This window comes from Pseudomonas sp. KK4 (genome assembly GCF_001984065.1).
GTDB lineage: Bacteria > Pseudomonadota > Gammaproteobacteria > Pseudomonadales > Pseudomonadaceae > Aquipseudomonas.
This window is the reverse complement of sequence record NZ_LYVP01000011.1, coordinates 69,276-82,475: the sequence shown is the minus strand read 5'-3', so window position 1 is coordinate 82,475 and position 13,200 is coordinate 69,276. Positions and strand designations below refer to the sequence as shown.

11 protein-coding genes and 3 tRNA genes are annotated in these 13,200 nt (G+C 60.6%); 7 read left to right on the top strand and 7 right to left on the bottom strand.

Translation table 11 applies throughout. The annotated features are described in order from the left end of the window. Nucleotides 1-6: 6 nt before the first annotated feature. The 7 genes from B0W55_RS06700 to B0W55_RS06670 all read right to left on the bottom strand — a co-directional run bounded on the left by B0W55_RS06700 (nucleotide 7) and on the right by B0W55_RS06670 (nucleotide 4,222). Nucleotides 7-93 (bottom strand) — tRNA-Leu (locus B0W55_RS06700). A 238-nt stretch (nucleotides 94-331) separates the two neighbouring features. Further along, nucleotides 332-405: transfer RNA gene (locus B0W55_RS06695), tRNA-Cys, on the bottom strand. Between the two features lie 47 nt (nucleotides 406-452). Further along, nucleotides 453-528: transfer RNA gene (locus B0W55_RS06690), tRNA-Gly, on the bottom strand. Nucleotides 529-591: 63 nt separating this feature from the next. Then, nucleotides 592-1,152: a CDP-diacylglycerol--glycerol-3-phosphate 3-phosphatidyltransferase gene (gene pgsA / locus B0W55_RS06685; protein ID WP_077045223.1), complete on the bottom strand. Its 561-nt coding sequence runs from the start codon at nucleotides 1,150-1,152 to the stop codon at nucleotides 592-594. A 32-nt stretch (nucleotides 1,153-1,184) separates the two neighbouring features. Further along, complete coding sequence (uvrC, locus tag B0W55_RS06680; RefSeq protein ID WP_077045222.1) at nucleotides 1,185-3,008, bottom strand: excinuclease ABC subunit UvrC; 1,824 nt, start codon at nucleotides 3,006-3,008, stop codon at nucleotides 1,185-1,187. A 2-nt stretch (nucleotides 3,009-3,010) separates the two neighbouring features. Further along, nucleotides 3,011-3,652: a UvrY/SirA/GacA family response regulator transcription factor gene (gene uvrY, locus B0W55_RS06675; protein ID WP_008015884.1), complete on the bottom strand. Its 642-nt coding sequence runs from the start codon at nucleotides 3,650-3,652 to the stop codon at nucleotides 3,011-3,013. Between the two features lie 126 nt (nucleotides 3,653-3,778). Further along, the gene (locus B0W55_RS06670) at nucleotides 3,779-4,222 is read right to left on the bottom strand and encodes an N-acetyltransferase (RefSeq protein WP_077045221.1); all 444 of its coding nucleotides are present in this window, start codon (nucleotides 4,220-4,222) and stop codon (nucleotides 3,779-3,781) included. A 627-nt stretch (nucleotides 4,223-4,849) separates the two neighbouring features. On the opposite strand from B0W55_RS06670, the gene B0W55_RS06665 reads away from it, so the two are divergent. The 7 genes from B0W55_RS06665 (at nucleotide 4,850) to B0W55_RS06635 (ending at nucleotide 13,155) form a co-directional block, all read left to right on the top strand. Beyond that, entirely contained in the window at nucleotides 4,850-5,923 is a 1,074-nt protein-coding gene (locus tag B0W55_RS06665) for a 3-deoxy-7-phosphoheptulonate synthase (RefSeq protein WP_077045220.1), read from the top strand. 169 nt (nucleotides 5,924-6,092) lie between these two features. Further along, nucleotides 6,093-6,974, top strand: a complete 882-nt coding sequence (locus tag B0W55_RS06660) for a triacylglycerol lipase (RefSeq protein ID WP_077045219.1) — start codon at nucleotides 6,093-6,095, stop codon at nucleotides 6,972-6,974. A 218-nt stretch (nucleotides 6,975-7,192) separates the two neighbouring features. Next, nucleotides 7,193-7,474, top strand: a complete 282-nt coding sequence (locus B0W55_RS06655) for a peptidylprolyl isomerase (protein WP_077045218.1) — start codon at nucleotides 7,193-7,195, stop codon at nucleotides 7,472-7,474. A gap of 134 nt (nucleotides 7,475-7,608) precedes the next feature. Next, nucleotides 7,609-9,477 (top strand): extracellular solute-binding protein, encoded by a 1,869-nt coding sequence (locus tag B0W55_RS06650; protein WP_077045217.1) that lies wholly within the window; start codon nucleotides 7,609-7,611, stop codon nucleotides 9,475-9,477. Further along, a complete protein-coding gene (locus B0W55_RS06645; RefSeq protein WP_077045216.1) occupies nucleotides 9,477-10,538 on the top strand; it encodes a microcin C ABC transporter permease YejB in 1,062 nt (353 codons plus the stop codon). The genes B0W55_RS06650 and B0W55_RS06645 overlap by 1 nt, the downstream gene beginning before the upstream one ends. Then, nucleotides 10,538-11,560, top strand: coding sequence for an ABC transporter permease (locus B0W55_RS06640; RefSeq protein WP_077045215.1), 1,023 nt, complete (start codon nucleotides 10,538-10,540; stop codon nucleotides 11,558-11,560). The genes B0W55_RS06645 and B0W55_RS06640 overlap by 1 nt, the downstream gene beginning before the upstream one ends. Before the next feature lie 14 nt (nucleotides 11,561-11,574). Continuing rightward, nucleotides 11,575-13,155 (top strand): ABC transporter ATP-binding protein, encoded by a 1,581-nt coding sequence (locus B0W55_RS06635; protein WP_077045250.1) that lies wholly within the window; start codon nucleotides 11,575-11,577, stop codon nucleotides 13,153-13,155. The last annotated feature ends 45 nt before the right edge of the window (nucleotides 13,156-13,200 follow it).

The following is a 13,200-nucleotide window of genomic DNA, read 5'->3' as shown; positions in this document are numbered from 1 at the left end:
TTAATATGGTGCCCGAAGCCGGAATCGAACCGGCACGCCCTTACGAGCGGGGGATTTTAAGTCCCATGCGTCTACCAGTTTCGCCATTCGGGCGGTAGCGCGGTGAATCTGAGGGTGGAAATATATACATCCCTTCCCGGTGAAGCAAGGTCGCATGTGCGATATTTCAGTCTAAATTCGGCAGAGACGGAAAATAAAAAAACTTCTGAAATCATGAGCCTACGGCGCTTTTTTCAGATAACTCCCAGGAGATGGAAAACATCGCTCCTTGCGCTTTCCTGGAGGTAATAAAAAACCCCGCAGATCATCGATCTGCGGGGTTGTTTATTAGTGGAGGCCGAGGTCGGAATCGAACCGGCGTAGGCGGATTTGCAATCCGCTGCATAACCATTTTGCTACTCGGCCTCAAAACATTTGCTGTCAGTAGCAACAACATCAAATGTGTACAAACTTGGAGCGGGAAACGAGACTCGAACTCGCGACCCCGACCTTGGCAAGGTCGTGCTCTACCAACTGAGCTATTCCCGCGTCTTGGTGTGGCGCATTCTATAGAATCCAGAAGCCCCGTCAACCCTTTGATTCAAAAAAGTTTTATTTCTTTTCAACGTCAGTCTTCAGATGCGGCCAGGCAGCCCGCAGGTATTGGACCATCGACCACAACGTCAGGCCGGCGGAGATCATCAGCAAGGCATAACCCAGCAGAACCCATAAGCTGAAGTCCGAAGGATTGGCCAGCAGGATGACCAGTGCGAGCATCTGTGCGGCGGTTTTCCATTTGCCCAGGTTGGACACGGCCACGTGAGCACGGGCGCCAAGTTCAGCCATCCATTCGCGCAGGGCGGACACCACGATCTCGCGACCGATGATGACTGCAGCCGGCAACGTCAGCCAAAGGTTGCCGTGTTCCTGCACCAGCAGAACCAGCGCAACGGCAACCATCAACTTGTCGGCAACGGGATCGAGAAACGCCCCGAATGGGGTGCTTTGTTCCAGACGGCGGGCTAGGTACCCGTCCAGCCAGTCCGTGGCGGCGGCGAACGCGAAGACCGAGGCTGACGCCAGGTAGCTCCACTGGTAAGGCAGATAGAACAGCAAAATGAAGATAGGTATGAGCAGAACGCGTAGAACGGTAATCAGATTAGGGATATTCATCGGCACAACTGGCTACGAGGTGAGGTGGCATTCTACTCGCTGTGCAGATTTGCATAAATCAACTCTGCGAGCTTTTTACTGATCCCGGGTGCTTTGGCGATCTCTTCGATGCTGGCACGAGACAGCTCCTGCAATCCACCAAAATGTTTCAACAAATCGCGGCGGCGCGTTGGCCCGACCCCGGCAACGCCCTCCAGCGTAGAGGTACGCCGGGTTTTTCCACGACGGGCGCGGTGGCCCGTAATGGCAAAACGGTGAGCTTCGTCACGAATCTGCTGGATCAGATGCAGCGCCGGGGAATCGCCGCGCAAGGTGAATTCATGGGCGGCATCATTGAGGTACAGGGTTTCAAAGCCTGCCTTGCGCGTCGCGCCCTTGGCCACGCCAAGCAGGATCAGGTCTGGCACCGCCAGTTCATTGAGCACGTCGCGGGCCATGGACAACTGCCCCTTGCCGCCGTCCACCAACAGAATGTCCGGCAGCTTGCCCTCCCCGTCCTTCAGTTTGCTGAAGCGACGGGTCAGCGCCTGATGCATCGCGGCGTAGTCATCGCCAGCCGTCACGCCCTCGATGTTGTAGCGACGATAATCGGACTTGATCGGCCCCTCCGGCCCGAACACCACACAGGAGGCGACGGTCGCTTCACCACTGGAATGACTGATGTCGTAGCACTCGAGACGCTGCGGCGGTTCGTCCAGCTTCAGCACATCTGCCAGCGCATCGAAACGTGCCGTGATGTGCTGACGGTTCGCCAGACGCGCGCCCAGAGCCTGCTCGGCGTTGGTCACTGCCAGTTGCTGCCACCGCGCTCGCGTTCCGCGCACCCGATGACTGATGCTCAGTTCGCGACCACGCAGCTCATGGATCGCCGCGATCAGGGTCGGAAAGTCTTCGTGAACCACGTTGACGATCAATTCGCTGGGCAGGTCGCGTTCGGGACTGCTGACGTAGTACTGGCCCAGAAACGCGGCCAGGACCTCGCCAACGTCCTCTTCAATACCCACCTGCGGGAAAAAGTTCTTGCTGCCCAGCACCCGACCAGCACGAACACTGATCAAGTGCACGCATGCGCCGCCCGGATTGACGAACGCCGCGATCACATCCACATCCCCGGTCCCGCCTTCCATGCTCTGCTGATCCTGGACCCGGCGCAGCAGCGCGATCTGGTCGCGTAGTTCGGCGGCCCGTTCGAACTCCAGGTTGATCGCCGCTTCTTCCATGGCCGCCGACAACTCATCGCTCAGCGCATTGCTGCGCCCCTCGAGGAACATCACCGAGTGACGCACATCCTCGGCATACACCTGAGGGTCGACCAGCCCCACGCAAGGCGCCTTGCAGCGCTTGATCTGGTATTGCAGGCACGGGCGCGTGCGGTTCTTGTAATAGCTGTCTTCGCACTGACGCACGAAAAACGCCTTTTGCAGCAGGCTCAGGCTTTCGCGAATAGCACCGGCGCTGGGGTATGGCCCGAAATACTTGCCCTTGGCCTTCTTTGCCCCGCGATGAATGCTCAGGCGCGGAAACTGGCCGTCGGACAGAAAAACGTAGGGATAGGATTTGTCGTCACGCAGCAGGATGTTGTACGGCGGCCGCCATTCCTTGATCAGCGTCTGCTCAAGCAGCAGCGCCTCGGTTTCGTTGGCGGTAATGGTCGTCTCGACCTGCGCGATACGCGCAACCAGCGCAGCGGTCTTGGGCGCCAGGCCGGACTTGCGGAAATAGCTCGACAGGCGATTCTTGAGGTTCTTGGCCTTGCCGACATACAACAGGCGCGCATCGCTGTCGAACATGCGATACACACCGGGACGCCCACTGACAGTAGACAGAAAGGCGCTTGGATCAAAGATATCGGTCATTTTCAGAGGCTGGCATCGACCATGCCATGACGAACCGCCAGCAGCGTCAACTCGACATCACTGCTGATCGAAAGCTTTTCGAAAATGCGGTAACGATAGGTATTCACGGTTTTTGGCGACAGGCACAGCTTGTCGGAAATGATCTGGACTTTCTGGCAACCAACGATCATCAATGCAATCTGGATTTCCCGCTCGGACAGGGCATCGAAAGGCGAGTCATTGGTTGGCTGGAAGGATTTGATTGCCAGTTGCTGGGCAATCTGCGGACTGATGTAGCGCTGACCGGCAAAGACCAGTCGAATGGCCTGGACCATCTCCGGCAATCCTGCGCCCTTGGTCAGGTATCCCGCGGCACCGGCCTGCAGCAACCGCGTGGGAAACGGATCTTCCTCACACACCGTCACCGCGACGACCTTGATGTCCGGATGGCTGCGCAACAGTTTGCGCGTGGCTTCAAGACCACCGATACCGGGCATCTTGACGTCCATCAACACCACATCGGGCTTGAGCTCACGCGCCTTGAGCAACGATTCCTCCCCCGATTCAGCCTGGCCGACCACTTGCAGGCCATCGATGTCAGCCAGCATTCGTGTAATGCCTGTACGAACGAGATCATGGTCATCGACTACTAGCACCCTAATCAAGCAGACACCTCGCGATATGGTCTTATTGGGTTGTCGACACCTTAGCAAAAAGCAAGTGGCAGACCTAGCGCAACGCGTCACATAAAAAGTTTCCAGTTATCTTGAAAGCCCTGTGGCAAGCGTGTTTCAGCCAGGCAGGCGATCAATGTCTCGCTGCATCATCAAGAAACACGCGTCTGTCCCGACCACCTGTAGTCCCTTTCTCTCATACAACGCCCGCGCCGGATTATTTTCAAAAACCGTCAGGCGCAACGCCGGGCGGCGCTCCCGACGAGCAATGGCCAGAACCTGATCGATCGCCCAAGAACCTGCACCCTGCCGTCGATCCGCTTCGGCGACCTGCAGCTCCCGGATGTACAGGGCTCTGGAATCCCGGCTCAGGCTGACAAACCCCACCCTCTGGTCACCGCGCATGATCATGTAGTGCTCACGCCCGGCCCAGGCGACATCGAACGCCTCGTCCTGCCAGCGCAGATCATGCTCAATGTAATAGCGCAGCATGTTGATGCAGGTCAGTTCGCGGGCAAAGGCCAGATCACGATCAGTAGCCGCGCGCCATTCAACGTTCATCAAATCTCCAGAAAATTCGTTGTGCCGTCTTTCGATGCAGTGTGTGTCACGCCCTCTGCGCGATACAAGTGATAGAAAATGCCATCTGCGGTCGATAGCATTTTCTGATTGAATACTCTTGCCGGCCTCTAGTAAGCTCGGCGCATCCATCGGAGATCCACCATGTCCAACGCCCTCTCACAGCTTCGTACCGCCAGCGCCCTGCGCTCGGTTGCGGCTGCCCGGGCGAACGACGCTTGTGCTCCGGTCAGCTTTTATTTTGGGTATTGGTTTAGCCACTGGCGCGCCTGATACCCACACGGCGCCCACTTCAAACGGGTCGCCACCAGAGAATTCTCAACCCCCGGTCGGCCTCCCGACCGGGGGTTTTGTTTTTTCAGCCCCAGTATTTTCAGCGACACACCAGACATTCAGAGGATCACCAACATGAACTACGCCACTTATTACCGTTACGACAGTTTTACCGCCTGGCGATTTACCACCCTCCGCTCGGGACAGCCTGCCGCCTCCGATCGGTCACCCACAGGTGGCAAGCACACACACGCAGCCAATCCGGCCAATTGTCGAACACCCCAATAGGGCCGAGCGTGCGGGAATGAACCCGCCGCCCGCCCAGGAAGCCTGAACATGAACTCGTCCGCCTCTGCTCTGCCACTGTCCACGCTGCGCCCTGCCAATGAAGCGCTGACACTGCGCCTGCCCAGCTCCTTGCAACTCAAACAGCAATTGCCGCTCGGCAACTCGCTGACCCAGCAAGTCGCCGCCCACCGTCAGGCGGTCCGCGCGATCCTTGACGGTGAAGATTCCCGTCTGCTGGTCATTGTCGGTCCTTGCTCGATTCACGACCCCAAATCCGCCCTCGAATACGCCGCCAATCTGGCCCGCCTGGCCGAAGAAGTCAGCGATGAAATGCTGCTGGTGATGCGCGCCTACGTCGAAAAACCCCGCACCACGGTCGGCTGGAAAGGCCTGGCGTACGATCCGCACCTGGATGGCAGCGACGACATGGCCGGCGGCCTGACCCTGTCGCGCGAGCTGATGCGCGAAATGCTCAAGCTGGGCTTGCCGGTGGCGACCGAACTGCTGCAACCGATGGCCGCTGGCTACTTCGACGACCTGCTGAGCTGGGTGGCGATCGGCGCCCGCACCACCGAATCACAGATCCACCGCGAAATGGCGAGCGGCCTGGGCATGCCAGTCGGCTTCAAGAACGGCACCGACGGCGGTGTGACAGTGGCCAGTGACGCCATGCGCTCGGCGGCTCATCCCCACCGCCATTTCGGCGTCGACAGCCAGGGACACCCTGCGATCATCCAGACCCCGGGCAATGCCGACACCCACCTGGTGCTGCGCGGTGGCCACAACGGCCCCAACCATGATCGCGCCAGTGTCGCCAAGGTAGGTGCAGATCTGGCGAAACTGAAGATCCCGGCCCGGATCATGGTCGATTGCAGCCACGCCAACAGCGGCAAGGATCCTCTGCGTCAGCCAGCAGTGTTCAACGATGTGCTGGAACAGCGCCTGCAAGGTGATCGCTCGCTGATCGGCATGATGATCGAAAGTCACCTGTTCGAGGGCTGCCAGCCGTTGAGCGCGTCGCTGAAGTACGGTGTGTCGGTCACCGACGGTTGCCTGGGCTGGAGCGGCACGGAGCAATTGCTGCGGCAAGCGGCCCAGCGACTGCGCACCCAGCACGACTGAAAGCCATCGAAACCCGTCGAAAAGGTAGCGGACCGATCCTGCCTTTTCGGCGTCCAACTATTCCTTTTTCGTCGCCGTGCCGCGTCTTTTTCATACATCGCGAGCGGGTCCGCGTGTTTTAGAGTGAGGCGCAAGGCACCTCCCTGAATGCCAGACAAAGGACGAAAACATGCAACGGAATGCAGACACGCGATACCCCATCCTTCTGGTCCACGGACTTTTCGGATTCGACCGGATCGGCAACTTCGAGCTTTTCCACGACATCAAGCAAGCCCTCAGAAGCGCTGGCGCACGCGTCTTCGTGCCACATCTGTCCGCCACCCACAGCAACGAAGCACGGGGCGAGCAACTGCTGGCGCAGATCGAGCGAGTACTGGAGGGTACCGGCACGGACAAGGTCAACCTGATCGGTCACAGCCAGGGCGCACTGGCGGCGCGTTATGCCGGGGCGATGGTGCCGCAGTCGGTGGCGTCGGTGACATCGGTCAGCGGCCCCAATCATGGCTCGGAGCTGGCCGACTTCCTGCGCAAGGCGCTCACCCCGGGACAATTGCCTGAACAAGTCGCCGAAACGGTAGTGACGCTGTTCGCCGAATTCCTGGCCATACTTGGCGGCCACCGACTGCTGCCGCAGAACGCCGTCGCCGCGTTGAATGCCCTGACCACCGACGGCGTGGCCGCCTTCAACGGCAAATACCCCCAAGGCTTGCCGAAAACCCGGGGCGGCCAGGGCTGCGAGCAGGTGGACGGCGTCCATTACTACTCCTGGAGTGGCATTTTGCAGGGCAATCTCCTGGAAAATGGCCTGAACGCCATGAATCCCCTGCACCACTGTTTGCGCACCTTTTCCCGATACTTCGTCGACGAAGCCGAACAGAACGACGGCTTGGTCGGCCGCTTCAGCTCCCACCTGGGCACCGTCATCCGTTCCAACTATCCCCTCGACCACCTGGGCACGCTGCGACAGACAGGCATTGCCTCCACAAAAGACCTCGACCCGATTGACCTGTACGTGCAACACGCCGAACGCCTGAAAAAGGCCGGACTGTAGGAGCCGAGCTTGCTCGCGATGGTCGTCAACGATAACGCGTGTAGTCTGGATGCCTGCGTTGCCTGGTCGCCCATCGCGAGCAAGCTCGGCTCCTACAGGCTCGCCCCTAAAGGGATTCACCCCCCCCGTCAAACATGAACAAGGAATATTGACGAGAAATCGCTCACTGAATCCGGTAGGCTCCCCACTTTACCGAATATTGAAAGGAGCATTTCCCCATGGCCAAAGCCACTGCCCGCCACATCCTCGTCGCCAGCGAAGCCAAGTGCAGCGAACTCAAGGCGCAAATCGAGGCTGGCGCTGACTTCGCCGAAGTCGCCAAAGCCAACTCCACCTGCCCGTCCAGCCGTCAGGGCGGTGACCTGGGTTCGTTCGGTCCGGGCCAGATGGTCAAGGAATTCGACACCGTGGTCTTCAGCGCCCCGATCAACGTCGTGCAAGGCCCGGTCAAGACCCAATTCGGCTACCACCTGCTGGAAGTGACCAGCCGTCAGGACTGATCCACGTCCTGCTCTGCTGAAAACGGCCCGCCTTTTGGTGGGCCGTCGTGTTTCACCCGCGTAATTCGGCTGGCGAGGGACGCGCCGCTAGCGTACAAATCGTGGTCAACCACCACCCGGCTCTAAGGCTGACAATGCGACTGGCTTTCCCAACTGTGTTTTTCACTGCCGTGGCCCTGTTGTTTGGCGCCGCTGGTGTGAACGCTGCACCGCAACATGCGTTGACCGTATACGGCGAACCGGCCAAGTACCCTGCCGGCTTCAGCCACTTTGCCTACGTCAATCCGCAGGCCCCCAAGGGCGGCACCATGCGCCGTTCGGCGGTCGAGATCGGTCATTTCGACCATGTGCTGCCGTACATCGACAAGGGCATCGGCGTCAGCCAGATCGACGGCCTGCTCTACTCGCCCCTGGCCCAGCGTTCGCTGGACGAGCCTTACACCGTTTACGGCCTGGTGGCCCAGCAGATGGAACGCTCCGACGATGGGCTGTCCCTGCGCTTCTACTTGAACCCCAAGGCACGTTTCGCCGATGGCAAACCTATCACCGCCGAAGACGTGCGCTACAGCTTCGATCTGCTGATGACCCAGGGCAGCCTGCGGTATCGCACCCAGTTCGCCGACGTCAAAGGCGTCGAGATCGAGTCGCCCCTGATCGTGCGCTTCGACTTCAAGAACAATGAAAACCGCACCCTGCCCCTGGACATCGCCACCCTGCCGGTATTGCCCGAGCATTGGTGGAAATCCCGGGATTTCGCCGGCGGCGGGGGCTACGAAGCGCCATTGGGCAGCGGGCCCTACACAGTGGGCAAGGTCGACTCCGGCCGCAGCATTACCTTCGAGCGCAATCCCGACTGGTGGGGCAAGGACCTGCCGGTCAGCCGCGGCCTCTATAACTTCGATCACTTCAGCATCGAGTACTTCGGCGACACCGACGTCGCCCGCCAAGTGCTGCGCGGCGGCGCCTACGACTACAACCGGGAGTTTTCCGCCACCGGTTATTCCATCGGCTACGAAAGCCCGGCCCTGAGCGACGGTCGCCTGCAAAAGGCTCACTTGGCCACCGAGGCTCCGCAACCCAGTCAGGGTTTCGTGTTCAACCTGCAAAAACCGATGTTCCAGGATCGCCGGGTGCGCCAGGCGCTGGCCATGCTCTGGGACTTCGAATGGAGCAACCGGCAGATGATGCGCAACCTGTACATCCGCCAGCAGAGCTTCTTCTCCAACACCGAACTTGCCGCCCGACAGTTGCCGGACGCCGGCGAGCGGGCAATTCTCGAGCCGTTGCGCGGGCAGATCCCCGACGAGGTCTTCACCCAGGTGTTCGAAGCGCCGAAGACCGACGGCAGCGGCGTGATCCGCGACAAGCAATTGCAAGCCCTGGCCCTGCTCGAACAGGCCGGCTGGAAACCCGATGGCGATCAACTGGTCAATGCCGACGGCGAGCCCTTGAGCTTCACCTTTCTGGTCAGCCAGAACGGCATTGACCGCTTGCTGCTGCCGTACAAGCGAACCCTGAAACAGATCGGCATTGACCTGAATATCCGTCGCATCGACGCCTCGCAGTACGTCAACCGCCTGATGAGCCGCGACTACGACATGATCGTCACCGGCTACCCGGTCACCACCTCTCCAGGCGGCGAGTTGCTCAATTACTTCGGTTCCAGCGCAGCCACCGATCCCGGGTCCAACAACTACATGTCGCTGAAAAACCCGGCGGTGGACACCCTGATCAACGGTCTGGTGCGCGCCAACAACAAAGCTGACATGTTGCGCTACGCGCACGCGCTGGACCGGGTGCTGCAATGGAACTACTACTGGATTCCCAACTACTACCCGCCAGGCACCTCCACCGTGTGGTGGAACCGCTTCGGCATTCCGAACGTGCAGGCCGCCAATGACGAAGCCATCGAGAGCTGGTGGGAAATGAGCACCACGCCGCTGACCAACCAGCAAATGACCGCCGAACGCATTCGCCGCGGCTCACCGGGAGGGCCGCATTGATGTGGGCTTACATATTGCGGCGCCTGCTGCTGATCATTCCGACGCTGGTGATCATCCTCCTGGTCAACTTCGTCATCGTCCAGGCCGCCCCCGGCGGGCCGGTGGAACAGGCCATCGCCCATCTGCAAGGCATTGGCGGGGCCACGGTCGGCGGCAGCTCCGGCGAATCCATGAGCGGCACGTCCCGGGCCAGTCGCGGCCTCGATCCACAATTGATCAAGGACATCGAGAAACAGTACGGCTTCGACAAACCGGCCCATGAGCGGCTGTGGCTGATGCTCACCAGCTACGCAAGGCTGGACTTCGGCAAAAGCTTTTTCCGCGGCGCCACCGTCACCGACCTGATCCTGCAGAAAATGCCGGTGACCATTTCCCTCGGGCTCTGGGCCACGCTGATCACTTACCTGGTATCGATTCCGCTGGGCATCCGCAAAGCGGTGCATCACGGCAGTCAGTTCGACATCTGGAGCAGCACCGCGATCATCGTCGGCTATGCGATGCCGGCGTTCCTGTTCGCCATGTTCCTGATCGTGGTGTTCGCCGGCGGCACGTCGCTGAACTGGTTCCCGGTGCGCGGGCTGGTGTCGGACAACTTCGAGTCGCTGTCGACCCTGGGCAAGATCGCCGACTACTTCTGGCACCTGGTGCTGCCGGTGACGGCGCTGGTGATCGGTGGTTTCGCGACCCTGACCATCCTCACCAAAAACTCGTTCTTGAATGAAATCACCCGCCAGTACGTGGTGACTGCCCGTGCCAAGGGCTTGAGTGAGCGGCGGGTGCTGTACGGCCACGTGTTCCGCAATGCCATGTTGCTGGTGGTGTCGGGGATTCCCCAGGCGTTCATCAGTGTGTTCTTTGCCGGCTCGCTGCTGATCGAGGTGATCTTCTCCCTTGATGGCCTGGGTCGCATGAGCTACGAAGCGGCGGTGTCACGGGACTATCCGGTGGTGTTCGGTTCGCTGTTCATCTTCACCCTGTTCGGCCTGCTGATAAAACTGGTGGGCGACCTGTGCTACACCCTGGTCGACCCGCGCATCGACTTCGCTGCGAGGAATGCCTGATGTTCAAGCTTTCGCCGCTGGCTCGTCGTCGTTTCGAACGTTTCAAGAAAAACCGTCGCGGCTGGTGGTCGCTGTGGCTGTTCGTCGGCCTGTTCCTGCTGAGCCTGGGGGGCGAGTTGATCGCCAACGATAAACCGCTGGTGGTCAGCTATCAGGGCCAGTGGTACTTCCCGGTCTTCCAGCGCTACACCGAGCAGGAATTTGGCGGGCAACTGCCGTTCCAGGCCGACTACCGCAGCGACTATGTGCAGCAACTGATCAAGAAGGACGGCGGCTGGCTGCTGTTCCCGCCGATCCCGTTCAGCGACGACACGCCGAACTACGACCTGAACAAACCGGCCCCCAGCCCGCCTTCGAGCGTCAATTGGCTGGGTACCGACGATCAGGCGCGGGACGTGCTGGCCCGTGTGATTTTCGGCGCCCGAGTGTCGATTCTGTTTGCCTTGATGCTGACCTTCGTCAGTGCGCTGATCGGCATTGCCGCGGGCGCCCTGCAAGGCTATTACGGCGGCTGGGTCGACCTGATCGGTCAGCGCCTGCTGGAAGTCTGGTCGGGACTACCGGTGCTCTACCTGCTGATCATCCTGTCGGGGTTCGTCGAGCCCAACTTCTGGTGGCTGCTGGGGATCATGGCGCTGTTTTCCTGGCTGGCGCTGGTGGACGTGGTGCGCGCCGAGTTCCTGCGCGGGCGCAACCTGGAATACGTCAAGGCCGCCCGAGCCCTGGGCCTGACCGACCGCAAGGTGATCGTGCGGCACATCCTGCCCAACGCCATGAACGCGACCCTGAGTTACCTGCCGTTCATTTTGACCGGGGCGATCTCTACCCTCACCGCGCTGGACTTCCTTGGCTTCGGCATGCCGGCCGGCAGCGCCTCGCTGGGCGAACTGATCGGCCAGGGCAAACAGAACCTGCAAGCGCCGTGGCTGGGGCTGACCGCGTTTTTCACCCTGGCGTTGATTCTTTCTTTATTGGTGTTCATCGGCGAAGCGTTGCGCGATGCCTTTGACCCCCGATCCTGACGCGGACGATGGATATGAGCCTCAACCTGATCGAAATCCGTGACCTCAGCGTGGCCTTCAGCGGCCAGACCGTGGTGCGCAACCTGTGCCTGGACATCCGCCCCGGCGAATGCCTGGCGCTGGTGGGCGAGTCGGGCTCGGGCAAGTCGGTGACCGCCCACTCGATCCTGCAACTGCTGCCCGAATGCGACACACAAACCACCGGCAGCATCCGGTATCGCGGCCAGGAACTGGTGGGCGCCGACGCAAAAAAATTGCGCCAACTGCGCGGCAACCGCATTGCCATGATCTTTCAGGAGCCGATGACCTCCCTCAACCCCTTGCACAGCATCGAGAAGCAGATCGGCGAAACCCTGCTGGTGCACAAGGGCATGACGGGCAAAGCGGCCCAGGCACGCATCCTGGAATTGCTGCATCTGGTGGGCATCCAGAAACCCAGGGAGCGGCTCAAGGCCTATCCCCATCAATTGTCCGGCGGCCAGCGCCAGCGGGTGATGATCGCCATGGCCCTGGCCTGCGAGCCGGAACTGTTGATCGCCGATGAGCCCACCACGGCGCTGGACGTGACCGTGCAGCGCAAGATCCTGCTGCTGCTCAAATCCCTGCAACAGCGCCTCAACATGTCACTGTTGCTGATCAGCCACGACCTCAATCTGGTACGCAGCATCGCCCAACGCGTGTGCGTGATGAAGGCTGGCGAAATCGTCGAGCAGGCGCCCTGCGAAACCCTGTTTACCGAACCGAAGCACCCCTATAGCTGCGTGCTGCTCAACGCCGAACCCGAAGGCGAAGCCCTGCCCCGGGACGAACGGGAAAACGTGCTGGAAGTGGACAATCTGCGGGTACAGTTCGCGGTCAGTGGCGGGCTGTTTCAGCGCAAGGCTTACCTGACGGCCGTGGATGGCATCAGCCTCAATGTGCAGCGTGGCAAGACCCTGGGCATTGTCGGCGAGTCGGGTTCGGGCAAGTCGACACTGGGCCAGGCCATCTTGCGCCTGCTCGACTCCGAGGGCAGCATTCGCTTCCAGGGCCAGGCGCTCGATGGCCTGACCCAGAAGCAGTTGCAGCCCTGGCGCAAGCAGATGCAGGTGGTGTTCCAGGACCCGTTTGGCAGCCTCAGCCCACGAATGTCGGTGGAGCAGATCATCTGCGAAGGCCTGGAGGTGCACAGCCAGTTGAGCAATGAGGAATGCATCGCCGAGGTGACGCGGGCACTGATCGAAGTGGGCCTGGACCCGAAAAGCCGCCATCGCTACCCCCACGAGTTCTCCGGCGGCCAGCGCCAGCGCATCGCCATCGCTCGGGCGCTGGTGCTCAAACCGGCGCTGATCCTGCTGGACGAGCCCACCTCGGCACTGGACCGCACCGTGCAAAAACAAGTGGTGGCGCTGCTGCGCCAGCTTCAGGAGAAACATGGCCTGACCTACCTGTTCATCAGCCACGACCTGGCGGTGGTACGCGCCCTGGCCCACGACATGATCGTGGTCAAGGACGGCAAGGTCGTGGAACGCGGCGCCAGCCATGATGTGTTCGATTCGCCGCAGCACCCGTACACCAAAGAGCTGTTGGCGGCGGCGCATTTGGGGCAGGCATAATGGTGTCATGACGCCAGACCGCGTCGCACCCTTCGCGAGCAAGCC

What these genes read in the sequence shown, in the direction of transcription:
- pgsA (WP_077045223.1), bottom strand. Translation starts at nt 1,152, where the DNA reads ATGAATATCCCTAATCTGATTACCGTTCTACGCGTTCTGCTCATACCT.
- uvrC (WP_077045222.1), bottom strand. Translation starts at nt 3,008, where the DNA reads ATGACCGATATCTTTGATCCAAGCGCCTTTCTGTCTACTGTCAGTGGG.
- B0W55_RS06670 (WP_077045221.1), bottom strand. Translation starts at nt 4,222, where the DNA reads ATGAACGTTGAATGGCGCGCGGCTACTGATCGTGATCTGGCCTTTGCC.
- B0W55_RS06665 (WP_077045220.1), top strand. Translation starts at nt 4,850, where the DNA reads ATGAACTCGTCCGCCTCTGCTCTGCCACTGTCCACGCTGCGCCCTGCC.
- B0W55_RS06660 (WP_077045219.1), top strand. Translation starts at nt 6,093, where the DNA reads ATGCAACGGAATGCAGACACGCGATACCCCATCCTTCTGGTCCACGGA.
- B0W55_RS06655 (WP_077045218.1), top strand. Translation starts at nt 7,193, where the DNA reads ATGGCCAAAGCCACTGCCCGCCACATCCTCGTCGCCAGCGAAGCCAAG.
- B0W55_RS06650 (WP_077045217.1), top strand. Translation starts at nt 7,609, where the DNA reads ATGCGACTGGCTTTCCCAACTGTGTTTTTCACTGCCGTGGCCCTGTTG.
- B0W55_RS06645 (WP_077045216.1), top strand. Translation starts at nt 9,477, where the DNA reads ATGTGGGCTTACATATTGCGGCGCCTGCTGCTGATCATTCCGACGCTG.
- B0W55_RS06640 (WP_077045215.1), top strand. Translation starts at nt 10,538, where the DNA reads ATGTTCAAGCTTTCGCCGCTGGCTCGTCGTCGTTTCGAACGTTTCAAG.
- B0W55_RS06635 (WP_077045250.1), top strand. Translation starts at nt 11,575, where the DNA reads ATGAGCCTCAACCTGATCGAAATCCGTGACCTCAGCGTGGCCTTCAGC.